Annotated in this window: 22 protein-coding genes; 14 read left to right on the top strand and 8 right to left on the bottom strand. The window is 39.3% G+C overall.

The annotated features are described in order from the left end of the window. The 4 genes from I6F66_RS05235 to I6F66_RS05220 form a co-directional block, all read right to left on the bottom strand. Nucleotides 1-1,065 carry an HlyD family secretion protein gene (locus tag I6F66_RS05235; protein ID WP_121953524.1) on the bottom strand — a complete coding sequence of 355 codons (1,065 nt, stop codon included), beginning with the start codon at nt 1,063-1,065 and terminating at the stop codon, nt 1-3. An 8-nt stretch (nt 1,066-1,073) separates the two neighbouring features. Next, nucleotides 1,074-1,541 (bottom strand): MarR family transcriptional regulator, encoded by a 468-nt coding sequence (locus I6F66_RS05230; protein ID WP_007583567.1) that lies wholly within the window; start codon nt 1,539-1,541, stop codon nt 1,074-1,076. Between the two features lie 134 nt (nt 1,542-1,675). Next, nucleotides 1,676-2,560 carry a spermidine synthase gene (locus tag I6F66_RS05225; RefSeq protein WP_166377541.1) on the bottom strand — a complete coding sequence of 295 codons (885 nt, stop codon included), beginning with the start codon at nt 2,558-2,560 and terminating at the stop codon, nt 1,676-1,678. Continuing rightward, entirely contained in the window at nt 2,553-3,176 is a 624-nt protein-coding gene (locus tag I6F66_RS05220) for a fused MFS/spermidine synthase (protein ID WP_007583564.1), read from the bottom strand. Before I6F66_RS05220 ends, I6F66_RS05225 begins: the two co-directional genes overlap by 8 nt. 635 nt (nt 3,177-3,811) lie before the next feature. On the opposite strand from I6F66_RS05220, the gene I6F66_RS05215 reads away from it, so the two are divergent. The 11 genes from I6F66_RS05215 to I6F66_RS05165 all read left to right on the top strand — a co-directional run bounded on the left by I6F66_RS05215 (nt 3,812) and on the right by I6F66_RS05165 (nt 12,289). Further along, a complete protein-coding gene (locus tag I6F66_RS05215; RefSeq protein WP_033026818.1) occupies nt 3,812-4,465 on the top strand; it encodes a thermostable hemolysin in 654 nt (217 codons plus the stop codon). After that, complete coding sequence (locus I6F66_RS05210) at nt 4,462-5,931, top strand: AMP-binding protein (RefSeq protein WP_165728807.1); 1,470 nt, start codon at nt 4,462-4,464, stop codon at nt 5,929-5,931. The genes I6F66_RS05215 and I6F66_RS05210 overlap by 4 nt, the downstream gene beginning before the upstream one ends. Continuing rightward, nucleotides 5,924-6,613, top strand: a complete 690-nt coding sequence (locus I6F66_RS05205; RefSeq protein ID WP_165740508.1) for a TenA family transcriptional regulator — start codon at nt 5,924-5,926, stop codon at nt 6,611-6,613. The genes I6F66_RS05210 and I6F66_RS05205 overlap by 8 nt, the downstream gene beginning before the upstream one ends. After that, on the top strand, nt 6,610-7,380 hold the full coding sequence (locus I6F66_RS05200; protein WP_165740509.1) for an SDR family oxidoreductase: 771 nt from the start codon (nt 6,610-6,612) through the stop codon (nt 7,378-7,380). Before I6F66_RS05205 ends, I6F66_RS05200 begins: the two co-directional genes overlap by 4 nt. A gap of 23 nt (nt 7,381-7,403) precedes the next feature. Continuing rightward, a complete protein-coding gene (locus I6F66_RS05195) occupies nt 7,404-8,051 on the top strand; it encodes a hypothetical protein (protein WP_165740510.1) in 648 nt (215 codons plus the stop codon). A 7-nt stretch (nt 8,052-8,058) separates the two neighbouring features. Continuing rightward, a complete protein-coding gene (locus tag I6F66_RS05190; protein WP_165740511.1) occupies nt 8,059-8,718 on the top strand; it encodes a response regulator transcription factor in 660 nt (219 codons plus the stop codon). A gap of 26 nt (nt 8,719-8,744) precedes the next feature. Further along, on the top strand, nt 8,745-10,058 hold the full coding sequence (locus tag I6F66_RS05185) for an ATP-binding protein (RefSeq protein WP_165728802.1): 1,314 nt from the start codon (nt 8,745-8,747) through the stop codon (nt 10,056-10,058). Next, nucleotides 10,051-10,404 (top strand): cupredoxin domain-containing protein, encoded by a 354-nt coding sequence (locus I6F66_RS05180; RefSeq protein ID WP_024591521.1) that lies wholly within the window; start codon nt 10,051-10,053, stop codon nt 10,402-10,404. The genes I6F66_RS05185 and I6F66_RS05180 overlap by 8 nt, the downstream gene beginning before the upstream one ends. Then, entirely contained in the window at nt 10,391-11,131 is a 741-nt protein-coding gene (locus I6F66_RS05175) for an iron transporter (RefSeq protein ID WP_165728801.1), read from the top strand. The genes I6F66_RS05180 and I6F66_RS05175 overlap by 14 nt, the downstream gene beginning before the upstream one ends. Next, entirely contained in the window at nt 11,128-11,844 is a 717-nt protein-coding gene (locus tag I6F66_RS05170; protein WP_165740513.1) for a hypothetical protein, read from the top strand. Before I6F66_RS05175 ends, I6F66_RS05170 begins: the two co-directional genes overlap by 4 nt. A 235-nt stretch (nt 11,845-12,079) precedes the next feature. Next, nucleotides 12,080-12,289, top strand: coding sequence for a cold-shock protein (locus I6F66_RS05165; protein ID WP_002959120.1), 210 nt, complete (start codon nt 12,080-12,082; stop codon nt 12,287-12,289). Between the two features lie 830 nt (nt 12,290-13,119). On the opposite strand, the gene I6F66_RS05160 is transcribed toward I6F66_RS05165, so the two are convergent. The 3 genes from I6F66_RS05160 to udk form a co-directional block, all read right to left on the bottom strand. Further along, entirely contained in the window at nt 13,120-13,830 is a 711-nt protein-coding gene (locus I6F66_RS05160) for a transporter substrate-binding domain-containing protein (RefSeq protein ID WP_197208866.1), read from the bottom strand. A 306-nt stretch (nt 13,831-14,136) separates the two neighbouring features. Beyond that, nucleotides 14,137-15,363 (bottom strand): NupC/NupG family nucleoside CNT transporter, encoded by a 1,227-nt coding sequence (locus tag I6F66_RS05155; RefSeq protein WP_007583535.1) that lies wholly within the window; start codon nt 15,361-15,363, stop codon nt 14,137-14,139. A gap of 17 nt (nt 15,364-15,380) precedes the next feature. After that, nucleotides 15,381-16,013, bottom strand: coding sequence for a uridine kinase (gene udk, locus I6F66_RS05150; protein ID WP_007583533.1), 633 nt, complete (start codon nt 16,011-16,013; stop codon nt 15,381-15,383). A 192-nt stretch (nt 16,014-16,205) separates the two neighbouring features. On the opposite strand from udk, the gene I6F66_RS05145 reads away from it, so the two are divergent. Together I6F66_RS05145 and deoD are read left to right on the top strand one after the other, a co-directional pair. Then, nucleotides 16,206-17,438, top strand: coding sequence for a phosphopentomutase (locus I6F66_RS05145; protein WP_010555228.1), 1,233 nt, complete (start codon nt 16,206-16,208; stop codon nt 17,436-17,438). After that, nucleotides 17,438-18,142 carry a purine-nucleoside phosphorylase gene (gene deoD, locus I6F66_RS05140; protein ID WP_002959109.1) on the top strand — a complete coding sequence of 235 codons (705 nt, stop codon included), beginning with the start codon at nt 17,438-17,440 and terminating at the stop codon, nt 18,140-18,142. Before I6F66_RS05145 ends, deoD begins: the two co-directional genes overlap by 1 nt. A gap of 686 nt (nt 18,143-18,828) precedes the next feature. On the opposite strand, the gene I6F66_RS05135 is transcribed toward deoD, so the two are convergent. Continuing rightward, nucleotides 18,829-19,719, bottom strand: a complete 891-nt coding sequence (locus I6F66_RS05135; RefSeq protein WP_007583526.1) for a tetratricopeptide repeat protein — start codon at nt 19,717-19,719, stop codon at nt 18,829-18,831. Between the two features lie 903 nt (nt 19,720-20,622). On the opposite strand from I6F66_RS05135, the gene katG reads away from it, so the two are divergent. After that, nucleotides 20,623-22,803: a catalase/peroxidase HPI gene (katG, locus tag I6F66_RS05130; protein ID WP_197208865.1), complete on the top strand. Its 2,181-nt coding sequence runs from the start codon at nt 20,623-20,625 to the stop codon at nt 22,801-22,803. Nucleotides 22,804-22,892: the final 89 nt, after the last annotated feature.

The following is a 22,892-nucleotide window of genomic DNA, read 5'->3' as shown; positions in this document are numbered from 1 at the left end:
TTAATAAATGTAGTGTAACCAGCTAATAAACCTAATTTGTGCAGAGCCAAACCATTGCCCAATTGTCGATTCTGGTAATAATTGTACTGTTGCACGTGACCCGCTCGGCATGTTTGCTATTAAGTCTTGATGATTTACGAGCTTTAAATGAATGCGTTGACGCTGTGCATCGCGTACCCAACGATTGCTGGTTTCTGTTGTACTTAGTAAACCATTTGCACTAAGTTGACCGTTGCTAACACCTGCTTCAAATGTTTCTAGTATTGCGTCGTAAACTTCACCTGGGCGGCTATCAAATACTACGCGCGCTTGAGTGCCTTGCTTCATATTTGAGAGTGACTTTTCTCTAAAGTCGGCAACTAAATCGGCTTTTTTAGCGACAATAGCTAATAATGGGCTACCTGCAACAGCATACGCGCCGTCTAATAACTGTAAGTTAGCAACTACGCCGTCACTTAGTGCACGTACTTGCGTGTAGGATAAATTTAACTCAGCCTGCGCTAACTGGTTAGCAGCATGACGCATAGCTAAGTTTTTATTACCTGAGTCACCTCTAGCTAAAACTGCTTCAGCTAACTGCGCTTCTAGAGCCGCAACATTTGCTTTACTGGCTTCAAAGTTAGCACGAATGCTTTCAAGCTCTTGCTCCGATATAGACTTTTGAGTATAGAGTTTTTCGCCTCTGCTTTTTAATAGCTTTTGCTCATGCTGCTTAGCATTTGCAGCACTAATTTGTGCTTCAAGGGCTTTAACATTGGTATCAAGACGCTTATTTTGTAATTTGGCATCATCAAGCGCGAGTTGAGCTTGCTCTTTGGCTAAATTATATGGGCCTTCATCGATACTAAATAATATATCGCCCGCTTTAACTGGTTGGTTATTATTAACTTGCACACTAGTGACTCGGCCACTAATTTGCGGTGATATTTGCACAACAGGGTGGTATACACGTGCCTGTGGTGTCACAGGTAAAACCATATCGGCCACTAAATAGTAAATAAATACTAAGATAAACCCTATGAGAGAAAACCTTACATAGCGTGCAAACTTTTGATCCGGTGTCATTTTTAGCCTTACTTATTAACTTGAATACATTTAAGGGCGTTTTGCTCTATTTTGATCAAACCAAATGCAATGGCATCTAGCTGCTCAACAGATAAACCGCTGTATAACTGATTTTTTATATCGGAAATGGTCTCTTGCAATGAATGTAAAATGGCATCACTTTGTTCAGTAAAATAGAGTCTTTTACTGCGCTTATCATGTTTGTCTACACGGCGAACGATTAACGATTGCTCCTCTAATTGCTTAAGCGTGCGAGTCAGTGAAGGCATTTCTATCCCTAAGCTATTAGCAAGTTCAAGTTGTGTTAGTCCCTCACCACGCATATTTATATGCATTAGTGCAGTCCAGCGCGACTGAGTAAGCCCCAAAGGCTCAACAGCAATGGTTACTGCTTCGCGGCATAAGCGATGAACTCGGCCCATATTACCGATAACGGTTAAATCGAGCGTCTCGTGAAAAGGTTTTTGTGTAGGCATAGCCATCCCAACATAGTTAGCAAGCTAACTATTTTATCATTACTTAGCAAGCTAAGTAAATGTGCGTAAGTGCGAGAAGTGGCAAAATATTTGCTAAACCTCACCTGTAAAAAAATGGTGAGGTTTAGGGAGTTTTAAAAGTTAAGTAAATTAGCTGGGGAGTATTGATCGGTAAGTACTTTTGTATCTGCAGGCCAATCTTGGCCGTCTTTAGTAAAGTGCATAAGTTGGCTAATCGCTTTTATATCTACACCGTATTTTACTAATTTAGGGGCGAGAGCATTAACACGCGTGTTAATTTGCGCTTCGCTCGGTATTGATTTAAGTCCCGCTAAAATAATACGGTTGCTGCGATTTTCGCGGCTTACATTTATAAAGTCGCCAAATACAGCGTGGTAAGTTGCCGACTCATGCTCATAAAGTTTACTACTTGAAAACGTATTTGCGGCAATAACGCCACCATCGGCTAATACGCTTTGTACTTCTTCAAAAAACTCTTTAGTGAGCAAATGCTCCGGAATATAGTCACCGTTAAACGCATCCAAAATAATCCAATCGTACTTTTTCTTTTTAATAGCGGCGCGCTTTATAAAAATACGGCCATCTTGCACGCTTGATGTCACTAAGTCGTTTTCTATAAAGTTAAAGTAATCGCGTGCAACTTTAGTTACTGCAGGATCTATTTCAACATTATGAATATTTGCAGTGGGGTATAGCTCATGAATAACGTTAGAAAGTGTACCGCCACCCAATCCTATAATAAGTACACTTTTAGGGTTGTCGGTCACTAAAAGGCTCGCAAACGTCAATTTTGTGTAATTAAAAACAAGTTTGTCGGGATTGCTTTTATACATGCAACTTTGGCTTGTTTGGCTACTTTTAGTATTAAATTTAAGGCAACGTAAGTCGCTTGTTTCTTCAACAATAATATTGCGATAAAGCGAGCGTTCTTCATGAATAACCTTACTAAACGCAGAACCTGAAAACACAATTAATGGCAGTAGCAAATATTTAAGCATGAGCAAGCCCCTTATTATTAACCAAGGTATTAATAACAATCGCGACTAAACCCAGTGCCCCAAGTGTTAAAGCAAAGGCGCTAATAATTGTATTCACGTCAAACGCGAGTACAAAGTAAAAAGAGGTAATTATAGTACCCAGGGCACTGCCAAGCGTACTTACAAAGTATAAACGCCCAGCCACTTGGCCGCTTTTATCGCTATCTGTTACCAGTAAGCGCACAGAGTAGGGCGAGATCATGCCTAAAATAACGGTAGGTATAAAAAATAAAGCAGTTGACGCTAAGAGTGAGCCGTAGCGGCTATCTTCAATATGGGTAAATATAAATTCCATTATAGGCTGCGAAAATAATGTAATAGGCACAACCATAATGCTGGCAATTAAAAATATTAGACCATATTTGGTAAGGGATGCATTTTTAGTGCTGAGTTTACCACCAAGTAAATACCCAAAAGATAAACTAAGCATAAACACAGTAATTATACTGCCCCAAATATGCACGCTACTGCCAAAAAAGGGGGCAAGAATTCTCCCACCTAAAAGCTCAATGCCCATTATGCAAAAGCCGCTGCAAAAAGCTAAAAAGTAAATTAACGCGTTTGTTTTTATGCTCATGTAATTATCGTTATGTAACTTAAGTAGAACACTATACTAACGTGATGCATACAAAGCTGCTAGGGCCTGTTGACCTTTCAGGATTAAAAATTGTTCTATCTAGGGGCGATTTAATCGCGGCGCGAGGTTTGTAACCTAGTGGGCTCGGTAACTGCTCCTGCGTTACCCTACTGGCTTACATCCATGTAAGAATAAGTAAAAACCGAGCAAAGCTTCCGCGTCCTGCTCACGCCCCTTACCTACATCCATGCAGGCAACAAAGAGTTAATCGTCCCTAGAAAGAACCCAGAGGGCAGCGCATGTTTGGTATTTATGTTGCGTTATCGCCCATTAATGGGGAATAACCACACTACATAGGCTCTGCCTTGCCTAAAAACCAAACATGCTGCTGCAAATTTAACCTCGAAAGATAAATAGGCCCTAGGGTAATAATTAACCTAAGTTTAATTTAAAAAAGAAGTTTTGTTATAGCAATTTGTTAGTTAGTTGAATTCTGATCTATTTAGCTTGCCTAGGCCCTCGCGATTTAACACTTAAGACGCTTTTTCATTTAAATTAAATTTCTTAAGTTTTCTTTAAGTTTCACTCGTTAAGTTTAAACCCTGAAATATAAACAGGTTTAAATGAGCGAGCTTATGCAATTAGCCCACACTTCTACATCATTAGATTTAACACAAAATAACAGTCAGTTTATTAGTGCTCGTATTGATGATGTGCATCGAAAAAATCTCGAAAATACAGTGAAAGAAGGTTTTTTAGTTGCGTATAACGCTAAGCTTACTTCTTTTATGCCACTACTTTGCCAATACGTTACCGAGCAAGGAAAGTGCACGTTAGGGCTAAGGCAAGCAACTTCGCCATTGTTTATTGAGCAATATTTAGCATCACCCGTTGAAGATTTTTTAGATGAAAGTATTTCTCGCAATAAAATTTTTGAACTTGGTAATCTCTGCTCTACAAATCGAAGAGCAACACTTGCACATTTTATTATTGTTAACGAAGCTCTGCAAAGTGTGGGGGCAAAACATTTAGTGTTTTGTGCAACCAACAAAGTGCGTGCTTTATTGCGCTTACTTGGTGTTACGTGTACCGAAATTGCACTTGCGAGCAGTTTTGTAGTTGAGAACCCATTAAAGTGGGGCAGCTATTACGCCAACCAACCAACAGTATGCATTGTGAGCCTAGAGCAAGCTCACCAACAAGTATTAAATACCCCAATGCTTTATAGTTTGATGCAGCAAAACCACTCAAATATCAATTCTTTGGTAAACGCATTGGTGAATGTATGAACTACTATAATACTCATTCAGTATCGCCATTAATTATTGCCCATAATAAAGATCTAACACGTGAAATTAACGGTGATGAGTTTAACCAGCAAATACAAAAAGTAGTAAAAATACTACAAAGCTTTAACGGCAAATGTGTCGCTTATAAGCTCGATAATACGCCAGCTTGGCTTGTTATTGATGCCGCTACTGCGGTTTCTAATAAAGTGGCTGTGCCAATTGCTCACTTTTTTAGTGAACAACAAACTCAATATGTACTAGCGCAATGCGGCGCTAATGTATTTATGAGCGACACGCTAAACCCTTTATTTGGGGAGCCGACCGCATCAATCAATTTATTTGAGTGTTACACATTATATATTTACGAAATTGTTGCAGCTAAACCCGTCAGTTATTTTCCAGAAACTCAAAAAGTAACGTTTACATCAGGATCGACTGGGCAACCAAAAGGCGTGTGTTTATCTACAAAGAGCCAAATGCAGGTAGCGCAATCGCTGTGCGATAAAATTAATATTAAAAACCCTGTTCATTTATGTTTATTGCCGCTTGCTGTATTGCTTGAAAATATAGCCGGTGTGTATGCCCCTTTAAAAAGTGGCGGTACAGTGCATTTAATGCCGTTAAATGAATTAGGCTTTGTTGGAACTACATTAAAACAGCCCGCACAGCTTATAGCTGCTATTGATAAAGTTAAGCCAAATACGCTTATTTTAGTGCCTGAACTATTAGCATGCTTAGTCGCTTTTGCAGAGCAAGGGTGGCAACCGCCTAGTTCGTTACAGTTTATTGCAGTAGGTGGTGCGCTTGTCAGCGAAATGCTAATAGTTAAAGCGCGTAGCTTAAACTTACCGGTGTACCAAGGTTATGGACTTTCTGAGGCGGCATCTGTAGTTAGTTTAAATACGCCCACAAACGATAACCTTCACAGTGCAGGCTCTGTGTTACCTCATATTCAAACCAAAATTGAAAATGGCCAGCTTTTTATAAAAGGCGATTTGTTTTTAGGTTACTTAAATCATCAACCTCACGACAAAAACCAGTGGTATGCAACCGGCGATCTGGTCGATCAGCATCAAAATACCTTATTTATTAAAGGCCGCTTAAAAAACCTAATTATTACCAGCATGGGGCGCAATATCAGTGCCGAGTGGCCTGAATCACTATTACTAAGTCAAAGCGGTATTTTACAAGCGGTTGTGTTTGGTGAAGGTCGACCTTTTTTAACCGCCATTATTTATGCCGATTCAAAGCTAAGTAACCCAGCGTTAGCGCAATACATTAACGCAATTAATAAACAACTACCCGACTATGCACGAATTCAAAAATGGCATCGTTTAACTGCCCCATTAAGTGTGCAACAAGGATTATTAACCACAAATAATCGCCCAAAACGAGATGCCATAAGTAAGCAGTACCATGCTGTGTTTGAGCAATTTTACCGACTTGGAGAAGTAATTAATGAGTGATTTTTTTAACACCCTTAAAGAGCAAACTAAACAAGAGCAAAACTATCTGCTTGCAGCACCTATTATTCAGCGTGTTTTTAAAGGCGAAGCATCACTTGAAGAATACGCCTCGTTTTTAGCACAAGCGTATCACCATGTTAAGCACACCGTGCCATTAATGATGTCAGTTGGTGCACGATTAACTGACGATCAAGAATGGCTGCGCGAAGCGGTCGCAGAATACATTGAAGAAGAAATAGGCCATCAAGAGTGGATACTTAACGATATTGCAGCCTGTGGTTTTAATAAAGAAGCAGTGCGGTGCAGTCAGCCACAATTTGCTACCGAGATGATGGTGTCGTATGCGTACGACTCCATTGCACGTAAAAATCCATTGAGCTTTTTTGGCATGGTGCATGTACTTGAAGGTACTTCGATAGCGCTTGCTGATGGCGCGGCTTCAAACATTGCTAATGCTGTGGGCTTACCTAAAAAAGCATTTAGTTATTTAACCTCTCACGGCGCACTTGATATAGAGCATGTAAAGTTTTTTGAAAACCTGATGAACCAAATAACAGATGAGGCGGATCAAGAAGCCATACTTCATGGTGCAAAGCGCTTTTATCGTTTATACGGCGATATATTTCGTGGACTCGATGATGAACCGTTTTTTAAAGCAAGTGCACAAGGCAAATCGGCATGAGCAGCTCTTTATGTGTGCTAACTGGTGCAACAGGCGGAATAGGGCAAGCAATTGCTAAAGCCCTATATGCAAAAGGGTGGACGTTACTGCTTGTAGGGCGTAATACGCAAGCTCTTGAAAAACTGAGCCGTGAATGCCCAGACAGTGAAACATTTACTGGCGATTTAACCGACGATACAACACGCATTAACTTAGCCATAAAAGCCAAGCAACTCGGTGGCGTTAAATTACTTATTAATAACGCTGGCGTAAATACGATGCAAAGCCTTGAGCACACAAGTAATGAGCAAATAGATAATATGCTGACTACTAATTTGTCGGTACCTATTAAATTATGCCAACTATTTTTAGGGCAGTTACAATATACCAAAGGCACCATTGTTAACGTGGGATCATCGTTTGGCAGTATTGGTTACCCGTTTCAAACACTTTATTGCGCCAGTAAATTTGGTTTACGTGGTTTTACAGAAGCGTTATCGCGTGAGTTGAATGGTTCAGGCGTTAAAGTGACCTATTTAGCACCAAGAGCAACAGATACCTCTATTAATAGCAGTAAAGCGCGGGCAATGAATAAAGAGCTCGGTAATAAAATGGACTCGCCAGAATTAGTTGCTCAAGAGTTATTAGCACTTATAAGTTCGAACCAAACAAGGCGCTTTATTGGTTTTCCTGAAAAATTATTTGCACGCATAAATGGCGCATTCCCAAGCGTTGTTGATAACGCTATTGCAAAACAACTTCCTAAAATCAAACGCTTTTTAAGTTAACAAACACATACAAGGGCAAAATTATGTATAAATTTACACTCGCATTATATTTAATATTAACGGCTGTATTTACGACCGCAGTACAGGCAGATGAAGCGCAAGACTTAACCTCAATTCAACAAAAGTGGGCAATTGCCAACTACGAACTTGAAGACGATGCGCAAATAGACGCGTTTACGCAACTAAGTGAGCAAAGCGCGTTATTTGTTAAAAACTACCCAAGCTCAGCACAAACACATATTTGGAATGGAATTGTGTTAGCTAGCTTTGCAGGTGCAAAAGGGGGCTTGGGTGCACTTGGTTTGGCAAAAGAGGCAAAAGTGTCACTTGAAAATGCACTCTCAATAGATGGCACTGCATTAAATGGCTCAGCTTACGCAAGCCTTGCAACGCTTTACAGTAAAGTACCTGGTTGGCCAATTGGTTTTGGTGATGACGACAAAGCTGAAAAATTATTTAAACAAGCGCTCGCTTTTAATCTCGAAGGCATTGATACTAATTACTTATACGGTGAATATTTGTATGACGAAGGCGATTATAAACAAGCTAAAGCACGACTACTTGTAGCACAAGCTGCGGGCATTCGTGATACTCGTGCAAAAGCAGATGAATATCGCCAACAAGCAATAAGCCAGCTATTGGTAAAAGTAGATAAAAAACTAAAAAGATAAACACATAATGCATTTATTACTCGTTGAGGATGATCATTTAGTGGCGCAAGGGCTTATTCGCTCTTTGCGTCAAGAGGGCTACAGTGTAGAGCATAGTGGCACAGTTAAGCATGCCTTAGAGTGCCTTTCTAGTGGTGAAATTGAGCTTGTTATTCTCGATTTAGGATTACCTGACGGCGATGGCTCGCAAGTTTTAAAGCATATTAAAGCGCAAAAAAAAGTAATACCGGTGGTTATTTTAACTGCTCGCGGCAGTATTGATGACAAAGTCCAAGGGCTTGACATGGGCGCTGACGATTACCTTGCAAAGCCGTTTGACCCCGCTGAGCTATTTGCCCGTTTACGTGTAGCAAGTCGGCGCATTAACCAAACACAATCAAGCTTATTGCGCTGTGGTGATGTAGTAATGGATACATCTGCTCATACAGTTACACAAAGTGGGCAGTCACTTACACTACCGCGGAAAGAATACATGCTTTTAAAAGCGCTGATGGAAAATCAGGGAAGGGTGCAATCAAAACAACAACTCGAAAATAAACTTTACCAATGGGGTGAAGAAGTTGGCTCTAATGCCATAGAGGTCCATATTCATCATCTTCGTAAAAAATTCCCTAGCGATTTTATTAAAACCTTACGTGGCATTGGCTACGTAGTTGGTAAGCGTTAGGGTGTGTTTATCTTTCGAGGTTGAAAATGTCTATTCGTAAACGCCTGACCTTAATTTTACTTTCAATGATGGTGCTAACTTGCTTTTTAGCATTAGTAAAAGGCTATCAAAAAAGCATGCACCACGGCGAAAACTTGCTTGATAATGAACTTAAAATAGTGGCTGGCGTTTTAATTGAGCAACCATTGGTACTAAGCACAGATGCAGTACAAGTAAGTAATAATAGCGCTCAGTTGTTGTATCAAATTTGGCAAAATAATAATTTACTTAGTGGCTCATCGAGTTTAACGAATAACCAAATTAGTTTTAGCGAGGGCTTTCAAACAGCCAATGTAGCAGGGCAGCGTATGCGGGTATTTGTGATGAGTAAAAACACCCGTAAAGTCATTGTTGCTGAACCTATGGCAAAGCGTTTTGAATTAGCTGAAGCCGTTATTTTATCTGCAATGTTACCTATGCTATGGGCAGTCCCTCTGCTTGCTATTTTTATTAGCTTTTTTGTTAAATACGCATTAGCCCCTCTTACCCGATTATCTAAGCAGTTGGCGTCTCGCCAAGCTAACGACTTTACGCCAATTAACTGGCAAGTAACCGACGAAGAAATTAAACCGGTTATTAATCGTTTAAACGACTTATTTAAACGCGTAGAAACCGCTTACTTACGAGAGCGCTTTTTTGCCTCAGATGCAGCTCACGAATTACGTACCCCGCTCAGTAGCTTAAAAATTAATGTACATAATTTGGCTAATAAACAAAGTAATCTGCAAGACCATCAAGAATTACAAGCCATGTCGCAGGGCATTAACCGCTTAAGTAATATTGTTGAACAAATGCTAATTTTAGGGCGCACCCAGCCTGAGCAATGGCAGAAGCAGTTTAGCGAGCAATCATTGCTAACCATTACCCAACAAGCCGTGTCGGAGCAATACGATAAAATAGACGAAAAAAACCAAACGATTAGCCTCGAAGGCGATGATTTTGTAATTAATGGTGATGAGTTTACATTAACGACCCTTATCTCTAACTTGCTCAGTAATGCGATTAAATACACACCTAGTAACGGTCAAATTATAATTAAATTAGCATCAAGTAATAATGACTATAGTTGGCAAATTGATGATTCTGGTGCGGGGATGACTGAAGAGCAAAAAGACCGAATATTTAATCGCTTTTATCGCGTAGGTGGCGATCAACATCCATCAGGCGAGCAAGGTGCCGGTTTAGGTATGGCGATTGTTCAACACATTATTGCTATTTATGACGCAAAAATTCATTTAGCGAATAGCTCTTTAGGTGGATTAACCGTTAAGGTTACTTTTACAGGAGTAAAAAGTGACTAAACGTTTATTCAATCAATGTCTTTGTTGTTTGCTATTTTTGTCGTTTAACGCGGCGAGTAAAGAGTACCTTATTATTTTAAAAGATCATTTGTTTTATCCCTCGCAAATAATTATTCCCGCAAATAAAAAAGTAAAACTATTGATAGAAAACCAAGACAGCACACCAGAAGAGTTTGATAGCTTTGATCTAAACAGAGAAAAAGTACTCTACCCAAATCGTAAAAGCATTATTTATATAGGACCGCTAAGTAAAGGGCATTACGAGTTTTTTGGTGAGTTTTCGCCAAATACAGCAAGGGGCGTTGTTATAGTTAGCGATGAAGGGGCGCAGCATGCTAATAACTAGTTTAGTCATGAGCCTTAACCAATTACTACCTGTGGCTATTTTATTAGTATTACTACAAGTAGTTAAAAAACAGAGCTCTTTGCGAATATATTCTGCTTTATTAATAGGCGCGGTAATGTCGTTTTTGTACATGCAAAGTGCGTCGTGGGTGAGCCAGTGGTTTGAACACCAAGGGTTAGAGTACTCACAAATAGGGCTATGTATCACTATATTTATTGCTGTATTGGTATTTGCACTAAAGCAAAAGTCAGCGGCATTTTATATCGCAGTTATAAGCACAATAACGCTCTATTTAAGCCATTATATTATTTACCTCACCAGTTTTTGGCAAAATAGTGATGCAGGGCAAAGCTTATTTATTGGCACTTTATTAGGTGTTGGAATTTGTTTAAGTTTTAGCGTATTGCTGTACTTTTTAATGAATGCAATTAAGCACCGTTTTGGTATGTACCCGCTTTTTACTTTGCTTGCTTTTAACAGCGCGGCTAAGTTATTAGTTGCATTGGATTTGGCAAGCCAAATAGATTTAATTACAAACACCTCAACAGTGTGGGATTTACGCGATGTATTAAGCGAAAACTCTGAGCTAGGCCGCGTACTGCGTGCTCTTGTTGGTTACGAGGCCACTCCTGATTTAATGAGTGTACTTATATATAGTACAAGCAGCGTGTTATTTTTATTACTTTGTTATGTTATTCCGGCTTCAATAACTAAGGAACGTGTATGAAAGCACTCAACCTATATTTAGCGCTTAGTTTTACCGCTCTTTGTTTGTTGGTATTCTCAATCCAAGCAAAGGCTGATGGTATTGTTGTTGATAAGGTATATCACCCCTATGTTTTGCCTTTTGAGCGTGAATTTGAGTGGCGATTAGTGTCGCACCAAACAGATAGTGGCAACATACTAGCGCAGCGTTTGGGTGGTGGCGGTGCTATTAACGATACAATGGCACTCGAAGGCTATTTAGTTGGTGAGCGAGACGATAACGGCGATTTTGGATTAGAAGCTTATGAGCTTGAGCTACGTTGGCAATTAATTGAACAAGGTAAATTATGGGCTGATTGGGGCGCGTTATTTGAGCTTGAAAAAAAACATAACGAAGATGTGTATGAGGCAACCTCGGGTTTTGTGATCGAAAAAGAATTTGGAAAAACAAGTCTTACGCTAAATGCTTTTTTGGTTTATGAGTGGGGGCAAGACATTAAAAACGAATGGGAAAGTGAGTTTAGAGCACAATATCGCTATCGATATCGCTCTGCTTTCCAGCCTTCTATAGAGGTTTACCTAGGTGAAGACTTTATTGGTATAGGGCCTGGCTTTATAGGTTTACAGCGCTTTGATGGGCAAAAGCAATTAAAATGGGAAGCGGGTTTCATCACTGAGATAAGCCAATCAGAAAAAAACCATAGTTTTAGGCTCGCATTAGAATTTGAATTTTAATAACCAATGATAGCTGTTTTGGTTGTTTATCATTCTGATTATAGATAGGTACTTGACATATTATTTAAACTCTATATAGTGGGCCGCAGCTAGAAAGAAAGCATGTAAGCTATAAATCTCCATTTCGATATAAGTAATACTTGTAGTACCGTCCTGAAGTTTTTAAAGTACCATCTCATTTTTTGCTACACCCGCTCTTATGAGCATATTTTTATTTTTATTTCAGGATATTACAATGTCTAACATCGTATCAGGTACAGTTAAGTGGTTTAACGAGTCTAAAGGTTTTGGTTTCATCGAGCAAGAAAATGGCCCAGACGTTTTCGCACATTTCTCAGCAATCAAAAGCGAAGGTTTCAAAACTTTAGCTGAAGGCCAACGTGTAGAGTTTACTCTTTCACAAGGTCAAAAAGGTCCACAAGCTGATAACATCACAGCTGTATAATTTTACTTTTTAAGTAAAATGAAAAAAAAGCGCTTAAGGCGCTTTTTTTGTGTCTGAAATTTGACTCAAACCAAGCAACGTCCATTATCAATGTAAATTAACTAAATGATATTGCTATTATTAAGCCCCTCCTAATATTTATTTTTCTATTCTTCTAAGTCATTGCGTGCGCTAATGCAAGTGAGTTTAAGCTTGTAATTTATACCGAACATTTCTCCCTTATAATTTCAAAACAACAAATTCAAAACGACAAAGACCAGCTTGTTAGTAGTACTTTCGATATTGTAAAAGATATTTGCACAGCTATTGATATAACCTGCGAGTTTAAATTGCTTCTTTGGAAGGGTGCTTATAACTTAGTTCATAAAGACCCTCACTTAGGCATTGTTTCAATAGCGAAAACACCGAACGTGAACCTCTATTTATTGGAATTGGTATTAGTATAAATAATCAAAAAGATGCAAAGCAGTTTTCTTTAAAATTGTAAGGGGTGATATATACGAATCATAGTAAATTAAATTGGTTTTAAAGCGGGTAAAAACTTACTAATGTTTGGAGGCGAAAACAATATATGGATTTGTTTTTAAAAAGAAAAATAGATCTAATTTTGGGCTCATAATGACAATAATGCATCAGCTGGAACCTTTGACTATAAAGTGGGGAAGGTGCTGAAAGGCTGTAAAAATTATATCTTTGTGCGCTTGCTAGCAATTGCATCGCATTTAATAAGTAAGTAGTTGTGCGTGTCATAAAGCGATTTAACAAAGAATATAAAAAGTTAAAAATGAAAGATGATTTTGCCGCCTATAAGCATACTTACCTTCAATGATTTATCTTTCATAAGGCAGCCCTTTATTTTGCTTTATTTTTAAAAATGCAGCTTGCAGTGCTTCTATTAAATGCATATCTGTTTTTTTATTCGCAGCTAAATAAGCATCAATTGTTAGCTCATCTATTTTATAAATAAACTTTAAGTGTGCTGGTTCAAGCTTTAAATAGTCGATCATCTGCTGCATATATAATGGATCGTCTACTATTAAATCTACTTTTTTAGCTAATAGTAAAGAGTATGATTTTTGAATATCAGAGGTTAAAACAACTTCAAATCCAAGTTTCGTGAGGGTTTGTGTTGAAAAGTCATTGCGTTGCATTGCAATTTTATACACTTTTGCTTGTTCAGTATTATTTATAATAAGATCATCACGCTCTGATAGGCCGATAAAGCCCAGCTCAAATCGTCCAACTGGTCCAATCCAATAAAATTTATTTTCTCGCTCTACAGTGCGTGCAAGGCTGTATATAAAGGTGTTTTTTAACTCATCTGCAATTTTATAAGCACGTGCCCAAGGATACATTTGAATGTTAGGTGTGAGATCAGCCTCAGCAAATATATCTCTAATAAACTGAGTACCTTCACCTGCTACCTCGCCATTAATCAATACTTGGTTTGGTGGTGCTAACTCTGTAACAACAAGCAGGGCTTCCTTTGCTTGAACATACACAGAGCAAATTAAAAAAAGAGAATAAAGAATATATTTCACAATAGCGAATCGTCATTCGGTTAGCTTAAGTAATAATAAGTGTGGCTGAAAATATGAAAAACACAAAAATTATTTATGTGAACTTGTTACTAAGATATTGGTTTATTTGAGTTATGTATAACTATAAAGGAGGCTAAATAGATAAGTGGCTTGAGATTTGAAGTAGATGAGGCTAAAAATTAAGGCCTAAAACGATAAAAGGGCCTTGCGGCCCTTGGTGAAGTATCGTTCAAGTCAGATAGAGCTTTAACCCCTTAAAGCGCTATCCTCTTGTTTTGCAACACCGGTGTTCATCTCAATAAGTTTCTAAGCTAGCGAGAGGAAAAACCCAGCAATTGCTGCGCTCATAAGGTTAGCCATAGATCCGGCTAACACTGCTCTGAGCCCTAAGCGTGCGATATCCTTCCGCCGACTAGGCGCCATACCGCCTAACCCACCTAGTAAAATGGCTATCGATGATAAGTTAGCAAACCCACATAAAGCAAAAGTAACGATTGCTTGTGTGTGCGCGCTTAACGTATCGCGATAATTTATAAAGTCTAAGTAAGCAACAAACTCGTTTACTACTATCTTTTGACCAATAAAGCTGCCGGCTATAATCGCTTCATCCCATGGCACACCTAGTAACCATGCAACTGGAGCAAATACATAACCTAATATTTCTTGAAGCGTTAATGTTGGGTAATCAAACCACCCGCCAATACCGCCTAATAAACCGTTTAATAATGCAATTAGCGCTACAAAAGCAAGTAACATTGCACCTACATTAAGTGCTAAATGCATACCGTTTGCAGCACCTGATGCAGCTGCATCAATTACATTTACAGGTTTATCTTCGTCATCTAAATCTAAATCAGCTAAGTTATCTCTAGGCGTTTCAGTTTCTGGCACAATCATCTTGGCCATTAAGAAACCACCTGGTGCAGCCATAAAGCTCGCAGCAATAAGATACTTAAGATCTACGCCAATAATTACGTAACCGGCCATTACAGAGCCTGCTACAGTGGCTAAGCCACCTACCATTACTGCAAACAATTCCGATTTTGTCATCGTTGCTATAAATGGCTTAACTATTAACGGTGCTTCAGTTTGGCCTACAAAAATATTTGCAGTTGCTGAAAGCGATTCTGTGCGAGAGGTCTTCAATAATTTTTGTAAACCGCCGCCTAAAATCCTAATTATCCAATCCATAATGCCAAGGTGATATAACACAGCAACAAGCGCTGAGAAAAACACGATAACTGGCAAAACTTGAATTGCAAAAATAAAACCTAATGTGTCTTGTGAGGCGAGTGGACCAAATAAAAACCCAATACCATCATTAGCATAACCAATAACCGACGAGACGGCTGATGACATGCTAGTTAACACATTTTTTCCTGCTTCGAAAAACAGAACAAAACCGCCTATAACAATTTGCATCGCAAATGCTATACCAACGGTTCTTAAATTAATTGCCTTGCGATTAGTTGACGCAGCAAAGGCAATGCTTAGTAGCACACACATGCCTACTAAGCTCATAAATGTTGTCATACAAATGTTTCCCGTTGTTATTCTTGTAGTAAATATTTAATTTTACTTTTTATTATATCAATCGCAACGCGGTTCATGCCGCCTCGAGTCACAACTAAATCAGCATTATGCTTAGAAGGCTCAATGAATTGATAAAACATCGGTCTAACAGTTGCCTGATATTGCTCAACAACAGATTGTAATGTTCTGCCTCGTTGCTCCATATCACGTTGCATACGACGCATTAAACAAATATCTAAAGGTGTGTCTATAAACACCTTAATATCAAATTCTTTATTAAGCGCTTTATCACTCAATAGTAAAATACCTTCAACAATCAGTATTTTAGCAGCTGGCACTCGGCGTGTGGTTGCGCTACGCGTGTGCTGTGCATAATCATACGTTGGTACTTCTACTGAGTTACCACAACGAAGTTGCGTTAAATGCTCAAGCATTAATGCGTGTTCAAATGCATCTGGATGGTCGTAATTTGTTTGCGTACGATGAGCCATCGGCAAATGCGACTGATCCTTGTAATAAGCATCTTCTTCAATAATGGCGATAGCGCCTGGTTCAAGCTCATTAACCAATTCATTGTAAATTGTTTGGCTAAAAAGAGATTTGCCCGACGCTGATGCGCCTGCAATGGCTATAATAGTAGTTCGTGTCACTAAAGTTCTCATCCACACAGAAAGATATATTGTTGGTAGATCACAATAGCAAAAAAGACACGATTAATCTCTTTTGCTTCGCTCAAGGGTGCAAATTTATAATGTTTAGGTTTTATGAAACAGGACTTTTGTCCTGTACGGAAAATTCGATCAGCGGATAAAGTAACCACCTAGAATCAAAGTGAGGTCAAAATGGCAAGAGCAATTATTTTAATGGCAGATAGCCTAGGAATCGGTGCAGCACCAGATGCAGATAAATTCGGCGATCTTGGGGCTAATACATTCGCTCACTTACTAAAAGCATATTACGACGAAACAGGCAGTGCGCTGTCGCTTCCTAACCTATCAAAACTTGGGTTAGTGGATGCATGCGAAGCTGCCGGTGGCGAACCGTGTTTAATTTCAGACCGCCAAGCTCCTCAAGGTGCATGGGGTTACGCTAAAGAAATCTCTAGCGGAAAAGACACGCCATCAGGTCATTGGGAAATGGCAGGCGTACCGGTATTATTTGATTGGGGATATTTCCCAAAAACACAGCCAAGTTTCCCACAAGAATTTATAGACGAGTTTATTGCTCGTACAGGTATTCCTGGTATTTTAGGCAATTGCCATGCATCAGGAACTACCATTTTAGAACAGCTAGGTGAAGAGCACGTAAAAACAGGTAAACCAATCTGTTACACCTCAGCTGATAGCGTGTTTCAAATAGCCGCGCATGAAGAGTCATTCGGCCTAGAGAAGCTTTATCAAGTTTGCGAAATCGCACGGGCGCTACTTGATGAAATGAATATAGGACGAGTGATTGCGCGGCCATTTTTGGGTTCAAATAGCCAAGACTTTGCTCGAACGGGTAATCGTCGTGACTATTCAGTACTTCCGCCTGCACCAACATTGCTAGATGTACTAGCAAAAGACGGCGGCGAAGTAATTAGTATTGGTAAAATTTCAGATATTTACGCGCATCAGGGCATAACCCAAAAGCATAAAGCACCTGGACTTATGAACTTGCTAGAAAAAACCAGCGAAGTAATGGAAAGCGCGCCAGATCGTAGCTTAATCTTTACTAACCTAGTTGATTTTGATGAAAAATTTGGTCATCGTCGTAATCCAGTAGGATACGCAAAAGCATTAAAAGAATTTGATGACTATTTACCAACTATACTAAATCAGTTAAAAGCAGATGACGTATTAATGATCACTGCAGATCATGGCTGTGACCCAACCTTTCCAGGTTCTGAGCACACTCGTGAATACGTACCTGTTATTGCATACCAGCCAGGTATGAGTAACACACCATTAGGTGAACGCAACAGCTTTGCAGATATAGGTCAAACACTGGCACAGTGGTTTAGCTTATCTGCGCTTGATTACGGCGACAGCTTTTTAAATGAGCTAAAAACGCCAAATAAAAAGGAAAACAATTAATGAGTACTCCGCATATCAGTGCAAACGTTGGTGATTTCGCCGAAACAGTATTAATGCCAGGCGATCCGCTACGTGCGCAATATATTGCTGAAAACTTTTTAGATGATGCAGTACAAGTTACAGGCGTTCGTAACATGTACGGTTTCACTGGTACTTACAAAGGTAAGCCAGTAAGTATCATGGGTTCAGGCATGGGCATTCCATCAATGTCTATTTATGCACGTGAGCTAATTGTAAGCTTTGGCGTTAAAAATATTATACGTATTGGTACGTGTGGCGGTATTGGCACAGATATCAAAATTCGTGACGTAATTTTTGCACAAGGTGCAAGCACAGATTCAAACGTAAACCGTGCACGCGTACGTGGCTACGATTTTGCTGCTATTGCTAACTTTGACCTACTTTTAAACGGCGTAAACGCTGCTAAAGAGCTAGGCATTAAAGCAAAAGTAGGTAACGTATTTACGACAGACACATTCTATCAAGCAGATGATTCGTTCTATAAAGACTTAGACAAGTTAGGCATGCTAGCAGTAGATATGGAAACAGCAGGATTATACGGCGTTGCAGCTGAATACGGCGCAAACGCAATGGCATTATTTACAGTAAGTGACCACGTAATCACTGGCGAAGCAACACCTGCTGATGAGCGTCAAAGCACGTTTAACGAAATGGTTAAAATTGCATTAGAGTCAATAGCTTAAATAATACATAACAGTTCCTTGGTAACGTATTCACTAAGTTTTGGAGACACGCCCAAAGTGAAGTGAGACTAAACCTCCAAAGCCGCATTTTATGCGGCTTTTTTTATGCCTGAAGAAAATGGGTAGCAGCTTCTAATTACTTATACCAATTCGCTTAATTAAGTGATCTATTTTGAGGATGGAAAAACGTGTTGATAGCTAGGCAAAAAATTCACTATTTAGTTGTTCTAAATGAGAATTTTTTAACGCCCGCAAGCAGCGCGTCTACAAGTGAATTTTAGCCACCGCGTTAAGTTTTCCACGTAGGCGCAGAGCTTGCTCGCGCGAGAAGCGCAGCTTCTAATTACTTAATCACCCATCCTAAAAACTACGTTTTTAAACGCCCGTAAGCAGCGCGTCTACAAGTGAATTTTAACCACCGCGTTAAGTTTTCTACGTAGGCGCTAAGCTTGCTCGCGCGAGAAGCACAGCTTCTAATTACTTAAGCTAACTACTCTAAAAGCGCAGCGTCTCTAAACCTCTTTGTGAATTAATCACTTTAGGCCCTAACTCTACGGTAGAGCAGAGTTTGTAGAGCGAAGTAAAGCTTCTAATTACCCAACAAACATAACCTTTAAAAACAAAAAAAGGGCCAAGGCCCTTTTTTATGATGTTGCGCCTAATCATACAGGCCAAATACTGAGTGCTTAAACAACTTCACCAGCTACTATCGTATTAAAGCTGTCGTTGTCATGTAAGCTTGCAAATGCGCTCTCATGTAATAGCTCATTACGTAAATTTGGAGAGTATTCAAGTGCCATTTTAATGTCGGCTAATGCATCAGCATGCTTATGTGTTAGCGCATAAGCACATGCTCGTTGCCAATAGGCATAACCATAGACACTATCTATATCAATGGCTTGATTACACAACTCAATGGCTTGTGCTGTTTCATTTATTTCTAATAACGCATCGGCCTTATAAGCAATGGCTTCAACATCCTCTGGTTTGCGTTTTAAAATCTCATCAAATATTTCAATTTTATTAGCAAAATCACTTTCTAAATTGGCGCGCATCCATAACGAATGAACCTCGTTGGTAACTGATATGCGCTCTTGGTTACTGAGTATTTCTTCTGAGCGTACGCGTAGTTTTTCTTCAAGAATTTTTAATCGGTCTTCATACTCGTCAGTAATTACACTTACACGTGTATTTACAATATCTTCTACTTTGTTTTTAACATCGCGTAGTGAGTTCCAGCCCACTAAAACCAAAATAGAAGCCGTAGCGGTAATTATAAAAAATACATTATTAATAGTATCGGTAGTGTATGTTAATGCGCGATCTGCAGTATCAAGCTGTGCATGAGTAACTTGCTTAGTTACATCCTCACGGAGTTTTTGTTGATCTTGCCTTACGGCTTTTAGCTCGTCGAGTATGTAGCGCTCCATTAGCGGTTTAAACATAGACTCTTTAAGTTGTTTGAGGGCTTGTTGCTCTTGTTGTGCTGTAGGGGCTGCTGGTTTTTGTTCAGCAGAATTTACTATGCCCGAAAAAAAAGTTAAACAAACAAAAAGTGTAGATAGGTAATAACGCATCGGTACGCCTAATTAAATTAATTACTGTAATAACTTTAACATGCAGGGCTGAATGGCACTAGGGCGCGTTGACTTTTCAGGATTAAAATTGACCTAATTTAGATAGGAGTAATAGTTGTAAGAATTTTTTAGCCTAGTGAGCTTAGCAATAACAGGTTAAAGCATGAGCATTTTGCTAATACTTAGTTGGTTTTAAGAAAAAATAGGCAAAAAAAACCAGCTCAATATGAGCTGGCAAAAACTGCTTAAAACAACAATATGTCGTAGGGATTCACAGGAGAACAACTTCATACTAACTGAATCTTTATGAACAAATACTTAATTCAATTCAATTAGTTAAAAATATAAGAATACTCAAAGTATTCGGTTTATAAAGTAAAGGTGCATTGGGCTTAAGTAATGCACCTTTATAATTATAACTATATAACTACAATTTCATGGTGAAGGGGGGTATTCCAATGTGCGCTTCAAATAAATTAAAGCCACTTTCAAACCCTTCACATACCATTACGCCGAAATTTTGCAATTCGATCACAGGTCTAGTAAAAAGGTTAAGGTTAATTCACTAATTTTTTTTATCTTACGTAATACCTTACACGAGCGTCATCAGATTTATTTTTACTATTATTTTGAATGTAATTACAAAGCTATTGTTAAATACATCATTAGCAAAAGGCCAATCAAAAATATAAATTGGAGCAATCGTTTTAAATAGTATGTTGAGGCTGGCGTAGCATAATTTATGCGCCTATATTAAGGATACGTAAGTGTTTAGGCAGGCACACTAAATAATAAGTAAGCCGATTAAATAAAAATAACCGTTACTTTTTAAAAAGTTATAAATACATAAACAACAATACTGATTGATTAAGTATTTTACTTTTCTATTATAAGGATTCCAGAATGAGCAACCCTAAAGCAGGCCAATGTCCGGTCATGCACGGCAGTAATACTAAAACGTCTAATCCCAATACTGATTGGTGGCCAAATGCCCTAAACTTAGACATTCTTCATCAGCACGACACCAAATCAAATCCATACAATAGCGACTTTAATTACGCTGAAGCATTTAAATCAATCGATCTTGACGCGCTAAAAACAGACGTAAAAAGCTTAATGACCGATAGCCAAGATTGGTGGCCAGCCGATTGGGGACATTACGGCGGTTTAATGATTCGTTTAGCATGGCACTCAGCGGGTTCATACCGTTTGGCCGATGGTAGAGGGGGCGGTGGTACAGGTAATCAACGTTTTGCGCCACTAAATTCATGGCCAGACAACGGTAACCTCGACAAAGCGCGCCGTTTACTTTGGCCAATAAAGAAAAAATACGGTAACAAGCTTTCATGGGCCGACTTAATTATTTTAGCGGGCAACATGGCATACGAATCAATGGGTTTAAAAACCTTTGGTTTTGCCGGCGGCCGAGAAGATATTTGGCATCCTGAAAAAGACGTTTACTGGGGAGCTGAAAAAGAATGGTTAGCGCCAAGTGATGGTCGTTACGAAAGTGTAGATAAACCAGACACCATGGAAAACCCATTAGCCGCAGTACAAATGGGCTTAATTTATGTAAACCCTGAAGGTGTAAATGGTATACCTGATCCGCTTAAAACAGCGGCCCAAATTCGCGAAACTTTTGCGCGTATGGCAATGGATGACGAAGAAACCGCTGCATTAACGGTAGGCGGGCACACAGTAGGTAAAGCACATGGTAATGGCAAAGCAGAAAACTTAGGCCCAGAGCCAGAAGCTGCTGACGTACACGAGCAAGGCCTTGGTTGGAATAACACTACAACCCGTGGTATTGGCCGCGATACAGTTACATCAGGTGTAGAGGGCGCATGGACTACGCACCCAACACAATGGGATAACGAATACTGTAAGCTTTTATTAACCTGCGAATGGGAACTCACTAAAAGCCCTGCAGGTGCTCATCAGTGGGAGCCTATTAATATTAAAGAAGAAGACAAGCCTGTCGATGTAGAAGATTCATCAATTCGTTTGAACCCAATGATGACAGATGCTGATATGGCCATGAAAGTGGACCCAACGTACCGTAAAATTATTGAGCGCTTTTATAACGACTTTGACTACTTTTCAGACGTGTTTGCACGTGCCTGGTTTAAACTAACTCACCGCGATTTAGGTCCTAAATCATGTTACTTAGGTGCCGACGTACCAAGCGAAGACTTAATTTGGCAAGATCCAATTCCAGCCGTTGATTACACATTAACAGACGACGAAATTAGCAATCTAAAAACCACATTATTAAATTGTGGTGTTAGTGCCGCTGATTTAATAAATACAGCTTGGGATAGCGCACGTACTTATCGTGGTTCTGATAAACGTGGCGGCGCAAATGGTGCACGCATTCGTTTAGCACCGCAAAAAGATTGGCAAGGTAATGAGCCAGAACGTTTAGCATCAGTACTTAGTGCGCTTGAAAAAGTGCAGGCTGGCTTGAGTAAACCTGTTAGCATCGCCGACTTAATTGTTTTAGGTGGTACAGCAGCCGTAGAACAAGCTGCAAAACAAGCCGGTGTTGATGTAAACGTGCCGTTTGCTCCAGGACGTGGAGATGCAACAGACGAAATGACTGATGCAGAATCGTTTGATGTACTAGAACCCATTCACGATGGTTTTAGAAACTGGCTGAAAAAAGATTACGCAGTATCAGCGGAGGAGTTATTACTAGAGCGCAGCCAACTAATGGGATTAAGTGCACCAGAAATGTCGGTACTTATTGGTGGGATGCGAGTACTAGGTACTAACTATGCTGGCAGCGAGCATGGCGTATTTACAAATAGCGTGGGTTCATTAACCAACGACTTCTTTGTAAACTTAACTGACATGTCAAACCGTTGGGAGCCAACTCAAAAAGGTTTATACAATATAGTAGACCGTAAAAGTGGCACTACTAAATGGACTGCAACACGCGTTGATTTAGTATTTGGATCAAACTCTATATTGCGCGCACTTGCTGAGTTTTATGCACAAGACGACAATAAAGAACGTTTTGTACATGACTTTGTAAATGCATGGGTAAAAGTAATGAATGCCGATAGATTCGATCTTAAATAATCTGTACGCTAAATAAAAACGGGGGAGTAATAATTTACTCCCCCGTTTTTGCATGTAGTCCTGGTCAGTATTACTTATAAAATATTGTA

This window comes from Pseudoalteromonas sp. NZS100_1 (genome assembly GCF_015864285.1).
Classification (GTDB): Bacteria; Pseudomonadota; Gammaproteobacteria; order Enterobacterales; family Alteromonadaceae; genus Pseudoalteromonas; species Pseudoalteromonas arctica.
The sequence above is the reverse complement of the archived record's forward strand: the minus strand, read 5'-3'. Positions and strand labels throughout refer to the sequence as shown.

Excerpts from the sequence above, each read along its gene's own strand:
- I6F66_RS05175 (WP_165728801.1), top strand. The coding sequence starts at position 10,391 with ATGCTAATAACTAGTTTAGTCATGAGCCTTAACCAATTACTACCTGTG.
- I6F66_RS05190 (WP_165740511.1), top strand. The coding sequence starts at position 8,059 with ATGCATTTATTACTCGTTGAGGATGATCATTTAGTGGCGCAAGGGCTT.
- I6F66_RS05225 (WP_166377541.1), bottom strand. The coding sequence starts at position 2,560 with ATGCTTAAATATTTGCTACTGCCATTAATTGTGTTTTCAGGTTCTGCG.
- I6F66_RS05230 (WP_007583567.1), bottom strand. The coding sequence starts at position 1,541 with ATGCCTACACAAAAACCTTTTCACGAGACGCTCGATTTAACCGTTATC.
- I6F66_RS05170 (WP_165740513.1), top strand. The coding sequence starts at position 11,128 with ATGAAAGCACTCAACCTATATTTAGCGCTTAGTTTTACCGCTCTTTGT.
- I6F66_RS05195 (WP_165740510.1), top strand. The coding sequence starts at position 7,404 with ATGTATAAATTTACACTCGCATTATATTTAATATTAACGGCTGTATTT.
- I6F66_RS05145 (WP_010555228.1), top strand. The coding sequence starts at position 16,206 with ATGGCAAGAGCAATTATTTTAATGGCAGATAGCCTAGGAATCGGTGCA.
- I6F66_RS05155 (WP_007583535.1), bottom strand. The coding sequence starts at position 15,363 with ATGACAACATTTATGAGCTTAGTAGGCATGTGTGTGCTACTAAGCATT.
- I6F66_RS05215 (WP_033026818.1), top strand. The coding sequence starts at position 3,812 with ATGCAATTAGCCCACACTTCTACATCATTAGATTTAACACAAAATAAC.
- I6F66_RS05185 (WP_165728802.1), top strand. The coding sequence starts at position 8,745 with ATGTCTATTCGTAAACGCCTGACCTTAATTTTACTTTCAATGATGGTG.
- deoD (WP_002959109.1), top strand. The coding sequence starts at position 17,438 with ATGAGTACTCCGCATATCAGTGCAAACGTTGGTGATTTCGCCGAAACA.
- katG (WP_197208865.1), top strand. The coding sequence starts at position 20,623 with ATGAGCAACCCTAAAGCAGGCCAATGTCCGGTCATGCACGGCAGTAAT.
- I6F66_RS05205 (WP_165740508.1), top strand. The coding sequence starts at position 5,924 with ATGAGTGATTTTTTTAACACCCTTAAAGAGCAAACTAAACAAGAGCAA.
- I6F66_RS05135 (WP_007583526.1), bottom strand. The coding sequence starts at position 19,719 with ATGCGTTATTACCTATCTACACTTTTTGTTTGTTTAACTTTTTTTTCG.
- I6F66_RS05200 (WP_165740509.1), top strand. The coding sequence starts at position 6,610 with ATGAGCAGCTCTTTATGTGTGCTAACTGGTGCAACAGGCGGAATAGGG.
- I6F66_RS05165 (WP_002959120.1), top strand. The coding sequence starts at position 12,080 with ATGTCTAACATCGTATCAGGTACAGTTAAGTGGTTTAACGAGTCTAAA.
- I6F66_RS05210 (WP_165728807.1), top strand. The coding sequence starts at position 4,462 with ATGAACTACTATAATACTCATTCAGTATCGCCATTAATTATTGCCCAT.
- I6F66_RS05220 (WP_007583564.1), bottom strand. The coding sequence starts at position 3,176 with ATGAGCATAAAAACAAACGCGTTAATTTACTTTTTAGCTTTTTGCAGC.
- I6F66_RS05235 (WP_121953524.1), bottom strand. The coding sequence starts at position 1,065 with ATGACACCGGATCAAAAGTTTGCACGCTATGTAAGGTTTTCTCTCATA.